The sequence below is a fragment of the Rhizobium acidisoli genome (genome assembly GCF_002531755.2).
Classification (GTDB): Bacteria; Pseudomonadota; Alphaproteobacteria; order Rhizobiales; family Rhizobiaceae; genus Rhizobium; species Rhizobium acidisoli.
The window spans coordinates 2,623,670-2,641,135 of record NZ_CP034998.1 but is presented as its reverse complement, the minus strand read 5'-3'; the positions used below and the strand labels follow the sequence as shown (position 1 = coordinate 2,641,135).

At 61.0% G+C, this 17,466-nt stretch carries 18 protein-coding genes; 9 read left to right on the top strand and 9 right to left on the bottom strand.

The annotated features are described in order from the left end of the window. Positions 1-52 precede the first annotated feature (52 nt). A complete protein-coding gene (gene ligA / locus CO657_RS13075; RefSeq protein ID WP_054182693.1) occupies positions 53-2,209 on the top strand; it encodes an NAD-dependent DNA ligase LigA in 2,157 nt (718 codons plus the stop codon). A 31-nt stretch (positions 2,210-2,240) separates the two neighbouring features. On the opposite strand, the gene CO657_RS13070 is transcribed toward ligA, so the two are convergent. Beyond that, complete coding sequence (locus tag CO657_RS13070) at positions 2,241-2,777, bottom strand: GNAT family N-acetyltransferase (RefSeq protein WP_054182694.1); 537 nt, start codon at positions 2,775-2,777, stop codon at positions 2,241-2,243. A 285-nt stretch (positions 2,778-3,062) separates the two neighbouring features. Here CO657_RS13070 and CO657_RS13065 point away from each other — a divergent pair, with 285 nt between their 5' ends. After that, positions 3,063-3,653: a 3'-5' exonuclease gene (locus tag CO657_RS13065; RefSeq protein WP_054182757.1), complete on the top strand. Its 591-nt coding sequence runs from the start codon at positions 3,063-3,065 to the stop codon at positions 3,651-3,653. 79 nt (positions 3,654-3,732) lie between these two features. Then, positions 3,733-4,227 (top strand): CreA family protein, encoded by a 495-nt coding sequence (locus CO657_RS13060; protein WP_054182758.1) that lies wholly within the window; start codon positions 3,733-3,735, stop codon positions 4,225-4,227. A gap of 285 nt (positions 4,228-4,512) precedes the next feature. On the opposite strand, the gene CO657_RS13055 is transcribed toward CO657_RS13060, so the two are convergent. After that, on the bottom strand, positions 4,513-4,983 hold the full coding sequence (locus CO657_RS13055) for a chemotaxis protein CheW (protein ID WP_003541378.1): 471 nt from the start codon (positions 4,981-4,983) through the stop codon (positions 4,513-4,515). A 319-nt stretch (positions 4,984-5,302) separates the two neighbouring features. Between CO657_RS13055 and CO657_RS13050 the strand changes: the two genes are divergently transcribed. Together CO657_RS13050 and CO657_RS13045 are read left to right on the top strand one after the other, a co-directional pair. After that, entirely contained in the window at positions 5,303-5,905 is a 603-nt protein-coding gene (locus CO657_RS13050; protein ID WP_012558357.1) for an SCO family protein, read from the top strand. 68 nt (positions 5,906-5,973) lie between these two features. Beyond that, positions 5,974-6,852: a 50S ribosomal protein L11 methyltransferase gene (locus tag CO657_RS13045; RefSeq protein ID WP_054182696.1), complete on the top strand. Its 879-nt coding sequence runs from the start codon at positions 5,974-5,976 to the stop codon at positions 6,850-6,852. Between the two features lie 419 nt (positions 6,853-7,271). Here the strand turns inward: CO657_RS13045 and CO657_RS36735 are convergent, their stop codons facing one another. After that, the gene (locus CO657_RS36735; RefSeq protein ID WP_003593393.1) at positions 7,272-7,445 is read right to left on the bottom strand and encodes a hypothetical protein; all 174 of its coding nucleotides are present in this window, start codon (positions 7,443-7,445) and stop codon (positions 7,272-7,274) included. A gap of 278 nt (positions 7,446-7,723) precedes the next feature. On the opposite strand from CO657_RS36735, the gene CO657_RS13040 reads away from it, so the two are divergent. After that, entirely contained in the window at positions 7,724-9,559 is a 1,836-nt protein-coding gene (locus tag CO657_RS13040) for an aminopeptidase P family protein (RefSeq protein ID WP_054182759.1), read from the top strand. 23 nt (positions 9,560-9,582) lie between these two features. On the opposite strand, the gene CO657_RS13035 is transcribed toward CO657_RS13040, so the two are convergent. Both CO657_RS13035 and CO657_RS13030 read right to left on the bottom strand, forming a co-directional pair. Continuing rightward, a complete protein-coding gene (locus CO657_RS13035; protein WP_054182697.1) occupies positions 9,583-9,891 on the bottom strand; it encodes an AzlD family protein in 309 nt (102 codons plus the stop codon). 3 nt (positions 9,892-9,894) lie between these two features. Beyond that, the gene (locus CO657_RS13030; protein WP_054182698.1) at positions 9,895-10,626 is read right to left on the bottom strand and encodes an AzlC family ABC transporter permease; all 732 of its coding nucleotides are present in this window, start codon (positions 10,624-10,626) and stop codon (positions 9,895-9,897) included. 133 nt (positions 10,627-10,759) lie between these two features. Here CO657_RS13030 and CO657_RS13025 point away from each other — a divergent pair, with 133 nt between their 5' ends. Then, positions 10,760-11,005 (top strand): DUF2164 domain-containing protein, encoded by a 246-nt coding sequence (locus tag CO657_RS13025; protein ID WP_054182699.1) that lies wholly within the window; start codon positions 10,760-10,762, stop codon positions 11,003-11,005. A 39-nt stretch (positions 11,006-11,044) separates the two neighbouring features. Here CO657_RS13025 and CO657_RS37280 read toward each other — a convergent pair whose 3' ends face one another. Beyond that, a complete protein-coding gene (locus CO657_RS37280; protein ID WP_245487154.1) occupies positions 11,045-11,299 on the bottom strand; it encodes a hypothetical protein in 255 nt (84 codons plus the stop codon). On the opposite strand from CO657_RS37280, the gene CO657_RS13020 reads away from it, so the two are divergent. Beyond that, positions 11,180-12,691, top strand: coding sequence for a hypothetical protein (locus tag CO657_RS13020; protein ID WP_245487152.1), 1,512 nt, complete (start codon positions 11,180-11,182; stop codon positions 12,689-12,691). The two genes, CO657_RS37280 and CO657_RS13020, sit on opposite strands and share 120 nt — an antisense overlap. A 91-nt stretch (positions 12,692-12,782) precedes the next feature. Here CO657_RS13020 and pncA read toward each other — a convergent pair whose 3' ends face one another. Together pncA and CO657_RS13010 are read right to left on the bottom strand one after the other, a co-directional pair. Continuing rightward, complete coding sequence (gene pncA / locus CO657_RS13015) at positions 12,783-13,409, bottom strand: bifunctional nicotinamidase/pyrazinamidase (RefSeq protein ID WP_054182701.1); 627 nt, start codon at positions 13,407-13,409, stop codon at positions 12,783-12,785. A gap of 250 nt (positions 13,410-13,659) precedes the next feature. Then, on the bottom strand, positions 13,660-14,163 hold the full coding sequence (locus CO657_RS13010; protein ID WP_054182702.1) for an EF-hand domain-containing protein: 504 nt from the start codon (positions 14,161-14,163) through the stop codon (positions 13,660-13,662). Positions 14,164-14,534: 371 nt separating this feature from the next. On the opposite strand from CO657_RS13010, the gene CO657_RS13005 reads away from it, so the two are divergent. Further along, positions 14,535-14,882 carry a hypothetical protein gene (locus CO657_RS13005; RefSeq protein WP_054182760.1) on the top strand — a complete coding sequence of 116 codons (348 nt, stop codon included), beginning with the start codon at positions 14,535-14,537 and terminating at the stop codon, positions 14,880-14,882. A gap of 28 nt (positions 14,883-14,910) precedes the next feature. Here the strand turns inward: CO657_RS13005 and CO657_RS13000 are convergent, their stop codons facing one another. Beyond that, entirely contained in the window at positions 14,911-17,388 is a 2,478-nt protein-coding gene (locus CO657_RS13000; protein ID WP_054182703.1) for an ATP-dependent helicase, read from the bottom strand. Positions 17,389-17,466 lie beyond the last annotated feature (78 nt).

Here is a 17,466-nt window from a genome sequence, read left to right as displayed (position 1 = left end):
TGCTCTAAAAACAATCGAGATTTTCTGACCAGATTCTCTGGAGTCACGTTCCATGCCCACCGAAGGTTCCGCCGTCGACACGTTGACGATCGAAGAGGCTGCCGCCGAGCTTGAGCGGCTGGCAAAGGAGATCGCGCATCACGATGCGCTCTACCATGGCAAGGACCGGCCGGAGATTTCGGATGCGGATTACGACGCGCTGAAGCGCCGCAACGACGCACTGGAAGTGCAGTTTCCCGAGCTGATCCGAGAGGATAGCCCGTCGCGGCGGGTGGGTGCTGCGCCCTCCGTCACCTTTTCGCCCGTCGTCCATGCGCGACCGATGCTGTCGCTCGACAACACGTTTTCGCAGGAGGACGTGCAGGATTTCGTCGCCAGCGTCTATCGCTTCCTCGGCCGCCTGCCGGACCAGTCGATCGCCTTTACCGCCGAGCCGAAGATCGACGGTCTGTCGATGTCGATCCGTTACGAGAACGGCAGGCTGGTGACGGCAGCGACGCGCGGTGACGGCACGACGGGGGAGAATGTCACCGCCAACATTCGCACTATTGCCGAAATCCCCAACGAGCTGCCAAAGGGCGTGCCCGCGGTGGTGGAGATCCGCGGCGAGGTCTATATGGCCAAGAGCGACTTTCTGGCGCTGAACCGCCAGATGGAGGCGGAGGGCAAACAGACCTATGTCAATCCGCGCAATACCGCCGCCGGGTCGCTGCGCCAGCTCGACGCCAAGGTGACGGCCAGCCGCAAGCTGAAATTCTTCGCTTATGCCTGGGGTGAAATGTCGGAAATGCCCGCCGACACCCAGTTCGGGATGGTGCAGGCTTTCAAGGATTGGGGTTTTCCGGTGAACCCGCTGATGAAGCGGCTGAATTCGGTTGCCGACATTCTGGCGCATTACGACGAGATCGGTCTGGAACGCCCGGATCTCGACTACGACATCGACGGCGTCGTCTACAAGGTCGACAGCCTCGAGCTGCAGGCCCGTCTCGGCTTCCGTTCGCGTTCGCCGCGCTGGGCGACGGCGCACAAATTTCCGGCCGAACAGGCCTTCACCGAGGTCGAGAAAATCGAGATCCAGGTCGGCCGCACCGGCGCGCTGACGCCGGTGGCGCGACTGAAGCCGATCACCGTCGGCGGCGTCGTCGTCACCAATGCGACGCTGCATAACGAGGACTACATCAAGGGTATCGGCAATAGCGGCGAGCGCATTCGGCCTGAAGATCACGATATCCGCGAAGGCGATACCGTCATCGTCCAGCGTGCCGGCGACGTCATTCCGCAGATCCTCGACGTGGTGATGGAGAAACGCACGGCCGACGCCCGGTCGTACGAATTTCCGAAAACCTGCCCGGTCTGCGGTTCGCATGCGGTGCGCGAGGTCAACGAGAAGACCGGCAAGATGGATTCTGTGCGCCGATGCACCGGCGGCTTCATCTGCCGGGCACAGGCGACCGAGCATCTGAAGCACTTCGTCTCGCGCAACGCCTTCGATATCGAGGGGCTTGGATCGAAGCAGATCGACTTTTTCTTCGAACACGAGGATGCGTCGCTGCAGATCCGCACCGCGCCCGAAATCTTCACGCTGGAGAAGCGCCAGCAGGCTTCGCTGACCAAGCTGGAAAATATCGACGGCTTCGGCAAGGTCAGCGTCGGCAAGCTTTATGCGGCGATCGACGAACGGCGCAGCATTGCACTCCACCGCTTCATCTACGCGCTCGGCATCCGTCATGTCGGCGAGACCACGGCAAAGCTGCTGGCGCGCTCCTATGGCACTTACGAAGCCTTTGCGATGGCGATGAAGGAGGCGGCACCGCTTTCCGGCGACGCCTGGAACGATCTCAACGCCATCGAGGGCATCGGCGAGGTGGTGGCGCGCGCCATGGTCGAATTCTACAAGGAGCCGCGCAATGTCGAGGTGATCACCCGGCTCATCGAGGAAGTGACGCCCCAGCAGGCCGAACAGCCGGTAACGACCGGCAGTCCGGTGGCCGGCAAGACCGTGGTCTTTACCGGCTCGCTGGAAAAATTCACCCGCGACGAGGCGAAGGCGAGGGCGGAAAGCCTCGGCGCCAAGGTGGCGGGATCGGTCTCCAAGAAGACCGACATCGTCGTCGCCGGCCCCGGCGCTGGCTCCAAGCTCGATAAGGCGCGCGAACTCGGCGTGCAGACGATGGACGAGGACGAGTGGCTGGCGCTGATCAGCGGGTGAGGGCTGACGGCAAGCCGCCAGCCTCGTTTGCTCATAGCCTGAGCCGGGCCATCGTATAGGCGTCGACATACTCTCCCGATCGAAAACCGAAGGCCCTCAGCAGGCCTTCGCGCTCGAAGCCGAATTTCTCGTAGAGGCCGATGGCGGCATCGTTGTCGGTGTAGACGGTCAGTTCCAGCCGTTTGACATCCAGCCAGTCGTCGGCGGCATCGACCATGGCGCCGAGCAGGATGCGGCCGAACCCGCGGCCGGTGAAATCGTCATGTACGCCCATGCCGAGGCTGGCTGCGTGTTGCCTGCGGCCGGAGAGACGGTTGAGGCCGCAATTGCCGACGATCTTGCCATCCAGGGTAACGACGAGGTTCAGCGCACCCGGCGCTGGGTTTTCCAGGTATTTGCGGACCTCTTCGATCCTCTGGTACGGCGGCCTCAAGGTGCCGGCCCGATAGCCCGGCAGATTTATCAGATCGGTGATTTCCTCCGCATCGGAAAGGCGCACGGCGCGCACGAGGATGCCCTCCGGCAGGCGCGACCGGCGGCTCGGTTCATTCTCTTCGTTTTCGGACATTGGCTGCTCTCCGTTGGTTTCAAAAGGAGAGCCGAGTTTTTCTGAAAACCCTGCTCGCCTCGGCAGGGTTTTCGGGATGATCGGATCGCTGCTAACGCGCCATCGCTCCCGCGCACCCTTCAAGGGTCGTGGTGTGATGGATAAGCGCTGCTATGGTCACGGAGCCGATCATGACGGCAAGTTTCGATATGCGGGGTGAAATGTCAACCGTGCGTCGTATCGAATTTGCGCGGCCGGGAGCGGGACGGTATTTCTGTTTCGGAAAGAAACGATTCGGGTGCCGATTTGAAGACCATCGCGATTGACTTCGAGACGGCGAACGAACAGCGCGGCAGCGCCTGTTCCGTCGGCCTTGCCTGGATCGAGGAGGGCAGGGTCACGCGCGTCGAGGAGCGGCTGATCCGGCCGCGGGACATGCGTTTTGCCGGGATGAACATAGCGATCCACGGCATCCGGCCTGAGCATGTCGAGGATGCGCCTGAGTTTCCCGAGGTGATGGACGAGTTTCACGAGGATATCAGCGGCGCGACGATGATCGCCCATAATGCCGCCTTCGATTTCAGCGTCTGGCGGGCGAGCCTCGATCTCTACCGGCAATCCTATCCGGAGCTGACCTATCTCTGCAGCCTGAAGATGGCGCAGCGGATCTGGCCGCACTTCCTCTCGCATCGGCTGAACCTGATCGCCGAGCACCTCGGCCTGCGTTTCGTGCACCACAACGCCGCCGAGGACGCCGTCGTCTGCGCGGCTGCGGCCATCGAAATGGCAAAAGCGGTCAAGGCCAATGCCGTCCACGCCATACCGGCGCTGATCGGCATGAGGCCCGGCCGGCTAACGGCGGGGGCCTACGAGCCCTGCACCTGCCGGAAAGGCTGATCGTTTCCCTGCAGACGGCCATTTCTTGCAAAGAATGGGGGCGCACTTATCTAAAATGCGGATCATTCAGGGAGCCGCCATGTCCAAGCCTCGCAATCTTCTCCTCGCCGCCTTCTCCTTCGCCGCCCTTTCCGCCGGCGCCGCCTCGGCCGAGGTCGTCGGCAAGGTCGGGGTCGACTGGATCGGCAACGACATCATCGTCGAGGCGGTCTCCGATCCGGAGGTCAAGGGCGTCACCTGCCACGTCACCTATTTCGACCGTAGCCTGATCGACCGGTTCAAGAACGGCAACTGGTTCGAAGACCCGTCGAACAATTCTATCGCCTGCCGGCAGACGGGGCCGATCGAGATCGGCAATATCGACCTGTCCAAGGATGGCAGCGAAGTGTTCCGGCAGGGCATGTCGCTGATCTGGAAAACACTGGTCGTCAATCGCATCTACGACAAGGCCAACGACACGCTGATCTATCTCGCCCATTCCAGGGAACTGACGGATGGCTCTGCGAAGATGTCGATCTCGACGATTCCGCTCTATGGGCAGAATGTCACGTGGAAGAATGGGAAGCCCCAATAAGCTGCAGGTTTGTGTGCGACGCACGTTTCATCTCGAGTAGTGCATCTCTCCGAGCTCCCTCATGCCTGTGCTTGTCACAGGCATCCAGCGCGCCCAAGTCCTTGGGCGCGGGAGACCCCATTTGACAAGCAAGTCATTCACCGCGCTGACGCGCGGTGGCTGGATCTCTGTGACGAGCACAGAGATGAGGGAGGAGAGGATGGAGAGATCGGCGACGAGTCGGTCTTTTTCAAACGAAAAAGGCCCGGACGAGCCGGGCCTTCGCATTCCGTTTTGCGATAAATATCAAGCCGCCTGCGTCAGTTCGTCGGCAATAACCGTATCGAGGTTCAGGAAGCAGACCATGGTCTTTTCGAGCGCGACGATGCCGCGGCAGAAGGCGCGCTGGGCTTCCGGGATGATTTCCGGCGGCGGCTGCAGGTCTTCGCTCTTGATGGTCATCATATCGGATACCTGCTCGACCAGCAGGCCGACGAGCTTGCCGGCGATGTCGGTGACGATGATCGCCGAGCGCTCCGAGGGCTCGGTCATCTTCATGCCGAGGCGGCAGGCCATGTCGATGACGGGGATAACCGCGCCGCGCAGGTTGATGAGGCCGAGCACGTAGGGTGGGGTGTGCGGCATCGGCGTCACCGGCGCCCAGCCGCGGATTTCGCGGATGGCCATGATGTCGATGCAGAATTCCTGGTCGCCCAGGTGGAACGAGACGATTTCGAGATAAGCGCCCGACTGCTTGATGGCGTTGTTGTTGTTCATGGTCAGAATTCTTCCCAGTTATCCCCGGCGGAGTAGCGATGCAGAACCGCCGTTAAATATAGATGTGACGGCTTAAGTCTTTCCTAACGATATGTATTTTGGGATTGCCCGTCGCTCTGAAGGCAAGCTATTCACAAACATCGCTTTTTTTGATCCGTGCTGATTTCCGGGGCTGATTTCCGATTGGGGACGGCCGCGGCCGATGAGACAATTAATCACGGGTCAGAAAACATATTGTTGAGTTGCGCGCCTTCGGTCGAGACTATAATCACGCCGGCAGAGGCGGGCGACGCATCCGCCTGGATCGAGGATCTCGCCAATGAAGACATTTCGCATCGCCGTCTGGGTCGGTGTCCTGATACTTGCCGGGGTTCTCGGGTTCTTCAGGTGGTATCCTTTAAAATCGGGGGATGTGGCGGTGGAGGCGCCCTTCGGTGTTCCATTTACCCTGGTCTCGCAGAGCGGACGGCCGATTACCGAAGAAGCGTTACGCGGCAAGCCGACGGCGCTGTTTTTCGGCTTTACCCATTGCCCAGAGGTCTGCCCGACGACGCTTTTCGAGTTGAACGGCTGGATGGAGAAGGTCGATCCGAAGGGTGACAAGCTGCAAGCCTATTTCGTGACCGTCGATCCGGAGCGCGACACGCCCGAGATCATGAACGAATACGTCTCCAACGTTTCTAAGCGCATCACCGGCATCTCGGGTCCGCCCGACAAGATCGCCGAAGTCATCAAGGGCTTCCGCGTCTACGCCAAGAAAGTGCCGGTCGATGAGAAGGATCCGAACGGCGATTACACGATGGATCACACCGCCTCGGTTTTCCTGCTCGATTCTGCGGGACGGTTTGCCGGAACGATCGCCTATGGCGAAAACCCGGACACGGCGGTAAAGAAGCTGGAGAATCTCGTCAACAAGGGGTGATGGTTTCAGCGTGATGGGGCGTTGGCTCGACCGGTGGCGGGCAACGGAAACGGGAAAGACCGCCTATCGTGAGTGAAATCCGCCTTTACGTGACGACGACCGAGAGCAAGGCCGAAGAGATCCTCGATCTGCTGAGCTCGGTCTTCGGCGAAGAAGACTTTGCCATCGGGACCACCGAGATCGATGAGAAGAAAGACATCTGGGAAGCCTCGATCTATATGATGGCCGAGGACGAGGCCGAGGTGCATTCCCGCGTCGAGGACGCATTGAAGGCCTCTTTCCCCGATGCCCGGCTGGAGCGGGAAGTCATCCCCGATGTCGACTGGGTGGTGAAATCGCTGGAGGGGCTGAAGCCTGTCAGGGCGGGGCGCTTCCTGGTGCATGGCTCGCATGACCGCGACAAGGTCCGCCCCGGCGATATCGACATCGAGATCGATGCCGGCCAGGCCTTCGGAACCGGCCATCACGGCACGACCGCCGGCTGCCTCGAGGCGATCGACGCCGTGGTGCGTTCGCGCCGGGTCCGCAATGCACTCGATCTCGGCACCGGCAGCGGCGTGCTGGCGATTGCGGTGCGCAAGCTCAAGAACATACCGGTGCTGGCAACCGACATCGATCCGATCGCGACGCGGGTTGCGGCAGAAAATGTGTGCCGCAATGGCATCGCCTCGGGCATCGTCACCAGGACCGCGCCGGGCTTTCATTCGACGGCCTTTTCCGAGCATGGTCCTTTCGATCTGATCATCGCCAACATTCTCGCCCGGCCGCTGATCCGCATGGCACCGAAGCTTGCGACGCATCTGGCACCCGGCGGCTCGGTCATCCTTTCGGGCATTCTCGCCGCGCAGCGCTGGAAGGTGATCGCCGCCTATAGCGGCGCGAGGCTTCGGCATGTCCGGACGATTTGGCGGAACGGCTGGGTGACGATTCATTTCGATCGGCCGTGATTCTTCGAGACGCTGAGCAGGCAAGTGCCTGTCTGATGGCGCATCCGACGCGGTGTTTCGCTGCGCCGGCGGCGCGTTTGGCGAGATCGTCACCTCACTCTCCGTCTTCCTCGGCCTTGAGCCGAGGAACCATGCCACTGCTGCTGATGGATGCCGCGTGGATGCTCGGCTGAAGGCCGAGCATGACGGAGCGTGGGGTCGGCGGGAGGAGCCATTCACCGTACAGGCAACCGTATCAGGAACCCTGTCCGCCAGCTAAACCCTACCGACGACAAAGAAAAAGGCGGTGCCGATGGCACCGCCTTGGACCGGTCTATCCGGCCAATGCCCGCGAGCTCAAAGGGGAGGAGCGCTCGAGCGGGCTCTACTGCATTCCAATAGGCCGGTCCGGGAGGGAGGAGACGGACGGGCTTTCAGATTTAGAACGCGTAGCTGGGGGCGCCGTTGTGGCGCGTGGCGCGCTGGCCGGCGCCGAGCAGCTTGAGGCTGTCGTCGTTCTGCGGCCGGCGGGCGCCGATGACGTGACGTACGGTCTGGCGTTCGCCAGCCTGCACCGGGCTGCTATATGCGAAGCGCGAGAGAGAGGCGGTCATTTCAAAAATTCCTTAGTTGCAGGTTCATCGCGAACCGTTCGATGCCGCCTATATAGCTATTCTGAAAGGCGGAGGCAGAGGGTTTCGCTCATGGGAGCCATGCGGCTAATGCATAAAGCGTGCCAAATTAACTTTTCGCGTCACAGTTCTGTCAAAATATTGGGCGGCACCCAGGGTTTCGACTCGTTTCGTCGCTTTTTCTCCCCATCGATTGAAATTTCGCTAACATGGCCGGCATCCTATTTACCGTATTCGTTTCAACCATTCGGGTTTCCAGCATGTTCCAGTCCTTCGAAGTCACCTCCACGCCCCAATTCGGCAGGGATCGGGTATCGGCGCTGCGCGCTGCTTTCGATTCGCTCGGGATCGACGCCTTCCTCGTGCCGCGCGCCGACGACTTCAACGGCGAATATGTTCCGGCATGTTCGGAGCGCCTGGCGTGGCTGACGGGCTTCACCGGCTCTGCAGGCATTGCAATGGTTCTGCGCACGCAAGCGATCGTCTTCGTCGACGGGCGTTATGTGACGCAGCTTGCCGAACAGGTCGACGGTTCGGTCTTCTCGGGCGGCGATCTCGTCAACGAGCCGCCGCATCTCTGGCTGGCGGCAAACGGCGCCAAGGGGCTTCGGCTCGGCATCGATCCCTGGCTGCATGCCGGTGCCGAGGTGCGCCGTCTGGAACGAGCGCTTTCGCAGATCGGCGGCACGCTCACCTTTCTGCCGCACAATCCGCTCGACAGGCTCTGGAGCGACCGGCCGGCCGAGCCGCTCGGCGCGGTCAGCATCCAGAATGTCGCGCAGGCCGGCGTGCTTGCCAGGGATAAAATCGCGACGATCGCCGCCGACCTTTCGAAGAAGGCCCTGGCGGCAGTGCTGATCGCCGATCCCTCCTCGGTCGCCTGGACCTTCAACATTCGCGGCGCCGACGTGTCGCATACGCCGCATCCGCTGGCGCGCGCCATCGTCTATGCCGACGGGCGGGCCGATCTTTTCCTCGACAAGCGCAAGACCGGCATCGAGCCGGAGGCCTATCTCGCGCAGATCTGCACACAGCTGCCGCCCTCGGCGCTGGAGGAGAGGCTCGCTGCCGTTTCAAGGGATGGCGGCCGTGTGCTGATCGACCCGGATATCGCTTCCTATGCGCTGGCCGAGATCATCCGCAAGGCGGGCGGCGAAGTGGTGGAGGGGACTGATCCCGCCAAGATGCCGCGCGCGGTGAAGAACGACGTCGAGATCAACGGCTCGGCCGCCGCGCATCTGCAGGATGGCGCGGCGATGGTGGAATTCCTCTATTGGCTGTCGCAGACAAAACCCGGCACGGTGAGCGAAATTGCTGCCGCCGAGCATCTCGAAGCGGTGCGCGCCCGCGTCGGCCAGAGCATGCAGAACCCGCTGAAGGACATTTCCTTCGACACGATTTCCGGCGCCGGCGAACATGCGGCGATCATGCATTACCGCGTGACGACCGAGACCAACCGGATGATCGAAGGCGGCGAACTCTTCCTGATCGATTCCGGCGCGCAATATATCAACGGCACGACCGACATTACCCGTACCGTTGGCATCGGGGCGGTTTCAGAAGAGCATCGCCGCTTTTTCACACTGGTGCTGAAGGGGATGATCCAGATCAGCACGGCGCGTTTTCCGAAAGGCACACGCGGCTGCGACCTCGACCCGCTGGCGCGCATCGCGCTGTGGCGGGCAGGGGCCGATTTCGCCCACGGCACGGGCCATGGTGTCGGCTCCTATCTCTCGGTGCATGAAGGGCCGCAGCGCATCTCCAGGCTTTCGACGCAGGAACTGCTGCCCGGCATGATCCTGTCCAACGAGCCGGGCTATTACCGGCCCGGCAGCTTCGGCATCCGTATCGAAAACCTGATCTATGTGCGCGCAGCCGAGGAGATCGACGGCGGCGACGCGGCGATGCTCGGCTTCGAGACGCTGACCTTCTGCCCGATCGACCGCAGCCTCGTCATTCCGGAACTTCTGACCCATGACGAGTTGCATTGGTTCAACGACTATCACCGCCGCACACGCGAGGCGCTGATGCCGCTGATCCATGAACACGATGTCCGGGCGTGGCTCGAAAACGCGACGCTGCCGCTGGAATATTAAAGTGATGGCGCTGAACGCCGGCGTTAAACGCCGGCGGTATGGCGCCAGATCATTACGACGATCCAGGCAGCGACCAGCATCCATGTATGGGTGAAACGCAGGCCGACGAAGAGGGCGACGATCAGCGCCAGCTTCGAATCCCAGCCGCCGATGAAGAAGGCAGGTGCGACCAGCGTCGTCAGCACGGCTGCCGGCACGGCATTCAGCGCCGCCTCCATGCGCGGCGGGATGCTTTTCATCCGGGTGATGAGGATGTAGCCGCCGATGCGGGTGGCGAAGGTGGCGGCTGCGGCAGCGAGGATGACGAGCGCCATGTTAAGATCGAATTCCATGGCTCAGACCTCATGCACTTCGGATTGAAGGGCGTCGGCTTCGAGGTCGGGCTCCTGCGGCGGTAATGGCAGCAGGGCGGCGAGCACGATGCCGGCAGCGGCGCCGAGGCTGACATGCCAGGGCGAGCCGACATAACGATAGGCGAGCACGGACGCCACAGCGCTGACGAGCGCCACGGGCAGGAAATTGGCACGCTTCCGGAAGCCGAGGACGATGCCGAGGAAATAGGCCGGCAGCAGGATATCAAGGCCGATCGCCTTCGGATCGCCGATGAAGCCGCCGAGCATGCCGCCGATGACGCTGATCAGCACCCAGGGGATATAGATGATGATGCCGAAGCCGAAATACCAGGCGAAGGTCAGCGGTTTGCCGGCCTCGCTGCGCTTCACCGCCTCGGCAAATTGCGGATCGACGAGCAGGAAGAAGGTGAAAAATTTCTGCATCGGCGTGAAGTGGCCGATATAGCGCGCCAAGGCCGCCGAATAGAGCACGTGGCGGAAATTGACGGCGAGGATCGACAGCACGATCAGCCAGGCATGGACATTGTGGCCGAAGAGTTCGATGCCGACCATCTGGCTGGCGCCGGCATAGACCGTGGCGCTCATGAAGGCAGCTTCGGAAAGCGACATGCCGTTTTCGACTGCGAGCGCACCGAACAGGGCGGCAAAGGGCGCCGATGCCAGCGCAACGGCGGAGCCACCCCGCAAACCTTCAACAAAGTCGGCGCGATTCATATGGGTGATCCTGTTGGAAATTCAGCTTTCCCTTATGGTCTAAGGGTTGCCGCGGCAATTGAATTTCGTTGATTGACCAATCGATTTCGCTGAAGCATCAACGTGCTGATCGCATCCGGCAAAGAGAGAGCCCATGAAGAAGATCGAATTTTCGAAGGAAGAAAAGGCTGAGATCGTTTCGCGCATCCGCGCCTATTTCGACCAGGAACTCGATCCGATCGGCGCCTTGCCGGCCGAGTTCCTGCTTGACTTTTTCGCCACGGAGATCGGTCCATACCTTTACAATCGAGGGCTGAGAGATGCTCAAGCGGCCCTATTGAAGAGGATGGAAGACTTGAGCGAGGACATCCATCTTCTCGAGAGGGAGAGCAAAAGCTAGCGCCTGAGAATCAAATGAGAGCCTTCATTTAACGCCAAATTATGTCACGGCCGATATGGTCGTCACGCTGTCATTCACCGGGTTGCGTGTCATTTGGCCTCGATTGTCTCTGTTGTTGATGAACCGCGTTTCGCCAAGCTCGGCAAGCCGTTGATCTTTTTGATCTGGCTTGCGCTGGCGTCTGCTCTTTGCTGGTCCGAAACCGTTTGGCGTGACGAGGTTCGTGCATTGTCGCTGGCCCTTCAGGGGGACAATTTCGCCGATATGCTTCGCCAGCTGCATGGCGAGGGTCATCCTGCTCTCTGGTATATCCTGCTGCGCGCCGCCTATGTCGTGGTCGGCTCACCCGTCGTCCTGAAGGTCGTGGCGCTGGTGGTTGCAGCGGCAGCAACCTATCTTCTTGTTTTCAGGCTGAAACTGCCGCTTCCCATCATGATGCTGTCGCTGTTCGGCAGCTTTTCGATTTTCGAATACGCTGCGATGTCGCGAAATTACGGCATCAGCATGCTGGTGACTTTCCTGATCGTCCTGACCTGGGAGAAAGGAGCGCGCAACGGACTATGGATCGGCCTGTTGTTTGCCTTGCTGGCGAATACCAACGTCCATTCGGTCGTGCTTGTCGGCGGCTTCCTGGCTTATTGGTTTTTTGATTTGGTTCTGGCGCGGCCAAGGCCTCCTTTGAGGGAGTATCGAGCCTTGGTGACAGCCGCTGCCATCGCCACGGTTGGAATTGTTACATGTTTCCTGACGGTCTATCCGACCTTCAATGATACGGGCCAGAACAATCTCAGCGGCGAGAATTTCGCTTTGCTCGCCCTTCGTGCTCTTGCCCTGCCCAGTTCGTATTTTATGTCGTTCTATCCCGACAGTATCCTTGAACTGATGGTGGCCTGTCCGTTGGCGTTTCGCATCTTCGCCGCGTTGATGTCCGTACTCATCTACGGCAGCCTGTTTGCGTTGGCGAACCGACGGCCGGCAATGATCGCGGCCGCACTGGTGCTTTTGGGGCTGTCGCTGCTTTTTACGCTTGTCTACCCCGGCGGATACAGACATCAGGCGCTCTGGCTGGTTTTCATGATCGCGATGACCGCCTTGACCGCACAGTTCCAGCGTGAAGGGGCGGGCGTTGCCGGCATGGAAGCTGCCGGCGGCGGCGTAAAGTTCGGGCGTCTCTGCTTCCTGATATTGCTGGCGCTGCAAGTCGTGTCCGGTATCGAAAAGGTCAATCGCGCCTTCGTGGCCCAAATACCCTTCAGCCGAAGCAAGGATTTCGGTGCGTTCATGCAGTCGCGCCCCGATCTCAAGGATGCGATCATCATGGCCGATCCCGACTATCTCGTGGAAGCGCTGCCTTATTATGTTTCCAATCGCACTTATCTTCCGCGCGAGGAGCGGTTCGGCGCCATCGTGCGATATACCCGCAACGCGCGGCTTTCGCTCAGCCTTGCCGATATGCTGCAAACGGCACGTGGATTACAGCAGAGTGAGCAGGTGCCTGTCGTCATTCTGCTTTCGCAGCGGCTCGACCAGATTACGGCACCCGTCTCCCTGCGTGAAAGCTACGTTTGGCGGTTGTCGCTGACGCCGGAGGATATGTCGGCTTTCCAGAATGCGACAGAGCTCGTCAAACGCTTCGGCCCGACTGCCGGGAGCGATGAGAGCTACGACGCCTACGTACTGAAATAGGACGCCGGACAGCAGCCCCTCTTGTTGTTCAGAGCCATGGACTGATGGGCGTGCGCCAATCCGATATTTCCCACATTGTCTTTGGCGTGAATCAGCCGGCCAGCACCTCAGCGCTGTCGACGATCGCGATGCCACGCGAACGCATCTCCTCGATGGCGGCGGCGACGCCTTCGGGGGTGATGCCGCGGCTTGCATCCTCGATGAAGCGGACGCGGACACCGGGGATCATTTCCAACGCGTCGAGCGCGGAGAACTTGACACAATAGTCGGTCGCCAGCCCGCAGACGTCGAGATCGGTGACACTCTGGCCCTCGAGGAATTCGGCAAGGCCGGTCGAGGCATCGCGGTCGTTGTCGCGGAAGGCGGAATAGCTGTCGATGTCGGGATCCTCGCCCTTCTGCTGGATCAGGTCGATCTCTTCGGATTTCAGCGCGGGATGCAGTTCGGCATCGAGCGTGCCCTGAATGCAGTGGTCGGGCCACATCATCTGCGGCTTGCCCGACAGTTCGCCCATCTCGAAAGGTGCCGCACCCGGATGGGCGGAGGCGAAACTGCCATGGCCCGACGGGTGCCAATCCTGGGAGGCGACGATCAGATCGTATTTGCCGCTGTCGATCAGGCTGTTTGCGATAGGAACCACCTTATCGCCATCCGGGACCGGCAGATTGCCGCCCGGGCAGAAGCCATTCTGAATGTCGACGAGCAGCAGCGCTTTCATCAAGGCCAATCCCTTCGCTTATTCCAGTGTAAAGACGCCAAGCATATTGAACGCATCAACTAGTGGATTTCCAGGCGCCGACGCGCAAGTGTTAAATCTGGTGCTAGCGGTAGTAAGTGGCTGAAAAAGAATACGCTAATGCAATCAGCTCGAGAGTTGGCGACGACTCTCGTGTCGAAATGGAAGGGAAGGCGGAAGAGGCTTTTGCGTCTGGCGGATCGAGGCTCCCCCGGCGGAGCCTCATGCCGAACTATGCCGCGGTCATGCCTTCGGCTGCGGAATCACTTGCCGCGGGGGATGCGCCGTAGGTATTGCGATGGGCTTGGAGGGCCGTCTGCATGTCGCTCAGCACTTTGGTGAGCAGCGGATCGCTGTCGCCTGAGGTGCTGATCTTGTTCGGATCGGCGGCGAGGAATTCGGCCTCGGTCAACTTGCCGTCGCCATTGGTATCCATCGCGGCAAAGACGCCCTTGGAGGTGTCGTCGCTTTGATCGCTGTCGTCGCTCTGATCGTCGCTGCCGTCGGTCTTCTGAAGGGACAGCATCAGCGACAGTATGTCGGCGGTGATTTTCTTGACGATATCGGCACTGCTGTCGTCGCTATCGGCGGTGGTCGCAGCCGCGCCGGATGATGAAGACTGCGATGCGGCGGCGAGTTCGTCCGCCGAAACGACGCCGTCGCCATTCTTGTCGAGGCTGGAAAGCGGAGACTGGTACTGGGATAATGTGCTGCCGAGAGATGAAACACTGGTCACTTGAACCTCCTTCGAAAAGTTCGTCGTGAAGCCCGCCTTTCATGGACGGGCAGGTTCCGGGCTAAGCTGATTTGCGCAAAGCGTCAAAGCGACGTTTTGACACGTTAACTTCTTGGTTGCCAAAGATATCCTATTGGAATTATTGTATTTTCATAGTCGCTGAGTTCAGCCGAACGGCGCTCCGCGCCGATGATCGCATGAGATCGCGCCACCACGGCGTTTCGGTCGCGTCCCGGAGCGTGATACTGGAACAGGCGTTGGTGATGTTGCCCGAAAACCGCTCGCACTTTTCGGCATCAGGCTTTGGGCCGACCTTGCTCCCGGCCGCGATTTCTGCCTTTCTTGCTCAGACACAAGCCGGAAGCGAAACCATGTCCGAGGCAGAGCCGAACGAGAAGATCGATGCGACGTTCCGCAACGGATCGCTGACGGCGACCGGGATCATCCTCGGTTTCTCGCTCAATTTCATCAGCCTCTGGGTTTCCAATCCCAATGACTGGAGCCGCGTCGATCTGCTGCCGATGTCGTTCCTGATGGTCGGCATCGCCATTCAGGTGAAGGTGTTTGCCGATCTCTTGGCGCGGGACTCGCTGCTTGCCGTCAAATACGACCGGTCGCGCCGGCTCTTCCTGATCGGATTGTCGATCGTCGCCGTCGGGATGGGGATCGCCCTGATGAACGATATCCTCGGGCTCGGCAGCATGCGGATGCTCGGGTAAAGGGTCTCGTGTCGCGCCGAGGTGATTATCACACGCGCTCGACGAACCCGTCCAGCACCCGCTTCTGCCCGGCCCGGTCGAACTCGATCGTCAGTTTGTTGCCTTCGATGCCGGTGATATTGCCGTTGCCGAATTTCAGATGGAACACGCGGTCGCCAAGGGTGAAGCGTGAAGGCTCCGACGAGGTGGATTTTGCCACCAGCTCGCCTTCGATCGTCCGTCCCTTCGGGCCGCTTTCGCCATAGCCGATGCGTTCGACGGCGTGGCCGGAGCGGGAACCCCAATTGTCGCGCGTGGCATCGGTCTTGTTGGCCTGGGCGCGTTTCCAGCCGGGGGTAGAATAGGAATTGGCAAACGGCTCGGCCTTGTCGAAGCGGGACTGGCCGTAGCCGCCGCGGCCGTAGCCACCATAGCTCTGCTCCATTTCGGCAACCTCGACATGGGTTTCCGGCAGCTCGTCGAGGAAACGCGAGGGCAGGGTCGATTGCCATAGCCCATGGATGCGGCGGTTGGAGACGAACCAGATGTGGCAGCGGTGCTTGGCGCGAGTGATGCCGACATAGGCCAGCCGACGTTCCTCCTCCAGGCCGGCGCGGCCGCTTTCATCGAGCGAGCGCTGATGCGGAAAGAGGCCTTCCTCCCAGCCGGGCAGGAAGACGGTGTCGAATTCCAGGCCCTTGGCCGAATGCAGCGTCATGATCGAGACGGCATCGAGGTTCTCGTTGGTCTCGGCATCCATGACGAGAGAGACGTGCTCGAGAAAGCCGCGCATCGACTCGAAGCTTTCCATCGAGCGGATCAGTTCCTTGAGGTTCTCAAGGCGCCCGGGCGCTTCGGCGCTCTTGTCGTTCTTCCACATGTCGGTATAGCCGGACTCTTCGAGGATCTGCTCGGCAAGTTCGGTATGCGGTGTGTTTTCAAGCAGTTCCTGCCATCGGCGGAAGGATTGAATCACGTCGAAGAGGGCTTTTCGCGCCTTCGGCTTCAGCTCGTCCGTTTCGATGATGTCGGCGGCGGCCGCCAGCATCGGGATATCGCGGGCTCGCGCGTAGTCGTGCAGCGCGCGCACCGTCGTGTCGCCGAGGCCGCGCTTCGGCGTGTTGATGATGCGCTCGAAGGCGAGGTCGTCGGAGGCTTGAGCGACCAGGCGGAAATAGGCCATGGCATCGCGGATCTCCAGGCGCTCGTAGAAGCGCGGGCCGCCGATGACGCGATAGTTGAGGCCAAGGGTGACGAAGCGGTCTTCGAATTCGCGCATCTGGAAGGAGGCGCGCACGAGGATCGCTATGTCGTTGAGCAGATGTTTGCCGCGCTGAAGCTGCTCGATCTCTTCGCCGATGGCGCGGGCTTCCTCCTCCGAATCCCAGGAGGCGTGCACCTGCACCTTGACGTCGTCAGGATCGGAGCGGTCGGTGAACAGCGTCTTGCCGAGCCGCCCTTCATTATGGGCAATCAGATGGGCAGCGGCACCGAGGATATGTTCTGTCGAGCGGTAGTTGCGCTCGAGCTTGATGACCTTGGCGCCGGGGAAATCCTTTTCGAAGCGCAGGATGTTGTCGACCTCGGCGCCGCGCCAGCCATAGATCGACTGGTCGTCGTCGCCGACGCAGCAGACGTTCTGCGGCTCGCCCTTGGCGCGCTGGGCGAGGAGCCGGAGCCACATGTATTGAGCGGTGTTGGTGTCCTGGTACTCGTCGACGAGGATATAGCGGAAGCGGCCGTGATATTCCTTCAGGAGATCCGGGTTCTTGCGGAAGATCGCGATCGGATGCATCAGCAGGTCGCCGAAATCGCAGGCGTTCAGCGTCGTCAGGCGCGCCTGATAGGCGAAATAAAGGTCGCGGCCGCGGCCGTTGGCAAAGGCGCGGGCGTCGCCCTCGGGGATATCGGCCGGACCGAGCCCCTTGTTCTTCCAGGTGTCGATCATGCCGGCGAACTGCTTGGCCGGCCAGCGCTTGTCGTCGAGACCTTCGGCCTGGATCAGCTGCTTGATCAGGCGGACGACGTCGTCAGTGTCGAGAATGGTGAAATCGGAGCGCAGGCCGACCAGCTCGCCATGGCGGCGCAGAAGTTTGACGCCGATCGAGTGGAAGGTGCCGAGCCAGGGCATGCCTTCGACGGCGCCGCCGACCAGTAGCGCGATGCGCTCCTTCATCTCGCGGGCCGCCTTGTTGGTGAAGGTGACGGCGAGGATCTGTGAGGGGAAGGCGCGGCCGGTATTGAGGATATGGGCAATGCGGGTTGTCAGCACGCGCGTCTTGCCGGTGCCGGCGCCGGCAAGCACGAGGACAGGGCCTTCCAGGGTTTCGACGGCTTCCGTCTGCTCGGGGTTCAGCCCGGCGAGATAATCCGGCCGGCTGCCGCCGTCGCGGGCGGCCATGGCGCGGGCGGCAATGCCGCCGGTGGCGGGCGCCCTTCCGGCGGGCGCGGCAGGCGGCTGCGGCTTGCGCGCCATCTCGCCCGGCTCTTCGTCGAAGAAGGGAATATCGTCGAAACTATTGCTCATGGCGCGTAATGTAGTGATTCGGGAAGGAAAGACCAGAAAAGATGTTCTGCTTTCATTCCCGAACCGCCGCTATCCCAA

Bases quoted from the DNA above. Each gene is read 5' to 3' on its own strand.
- ligA (WP_054182693.1), top strand. From the start codon at position 53: ATGCCCACCGAAGGTTCCGCCGTCGACACGTTGACGATCGAAGAGGCT.
- CO657_RS13070 (WP_054182694.1), bottom strand. From the start codon at position 2,777: ATGTCCGAAAACGAAGAGAATGAACCGAGCCGCCGGTCGCGCCTGCCG.
- CO657_RS13060 (WP_054182758.1), top strand. From the start codon at position 3,733: ATGTCCAAGCCTCGCAATCTTCTCCTCGCCGCCTTCTCCTTCGCCGCC.
- CO657_RS13055 (WP_003541378.1), bottom strand. From the start codon at position 4,983: ATGAACAACAACAACGCCATCAAGCAGTCGGGCGCTTATCTCGAAATC.
- CO657_RS13050 (WP_012558357.1), top strand. From the start codon at position 5,303: ATGAAGACATTTCGCATCGCCGTCTGGGTCGGTGTCCTGATACTTGCC.
- CO657_RS36735 (WP_003593393.1), bottom strand. From the start codon at position 7,445: ATGACCGCCTCTCTCTCGCGCTTCGCATATAGCAGCCCGGTGCAGGCT.
- CO657_RS13040 (WP_054182759.1), top strand. From the start codon at position 7,724: ATGTTCCAGTCCTTCGAAGTCACCTCCACGCCCCAATTCGGCAGGGAT.
- CO657_RS13035 (WP_054182697.1), bottom strand. From the start codon at position 9,891: ATGGAATTCGATCTTAACATGGCGCTCGTCATCCTCGCTGCCGCAGCC.
- CO657_RS13030 (WP_054182698.1), bottom strand. From the start codon at position 10,626: ATGAATCGCGCCGACTTTGTTGAAGGTTTGCGGGGTGGCTCCGCCGTT.
- CO657_RS13025 (WP_054182699.1), top strand. From the start codon at position 10,760: ATGAAGAAGATCGAATTTTCGAAGGAAGAAAAGGCTGAGATCGTTTCG.
- CO657_RS37280 (WP_245487154.1), bottom strand. From the start codon at position 11,299: ATGACCCTCGCCATGCAGCTGGCGAAGCATATCGGCGAAATTGTCCCC.
- pncA (WP_054182701.1), bottom strand. From the start codon at position 13,409: ATGAAAGCGCTGCTGCTCGTCGACATTCAGAATGGCTTCTGCCCGGGC.
- CO657_RS13005 (WP_054182760.1), top strand. From the start codon at position 14,535: ATGTCCGAGGCAGAGCCGAACGAGAAGATCGATGCGACGTTCCGCAAC.
- CO657_RS13000 (WP_054182703.1), bottom strand. From the start codon at position 17,388: ATGAGCAATAGTTTCGACGATATTCCCTTCTTCGACGAAGAGCCGGGC.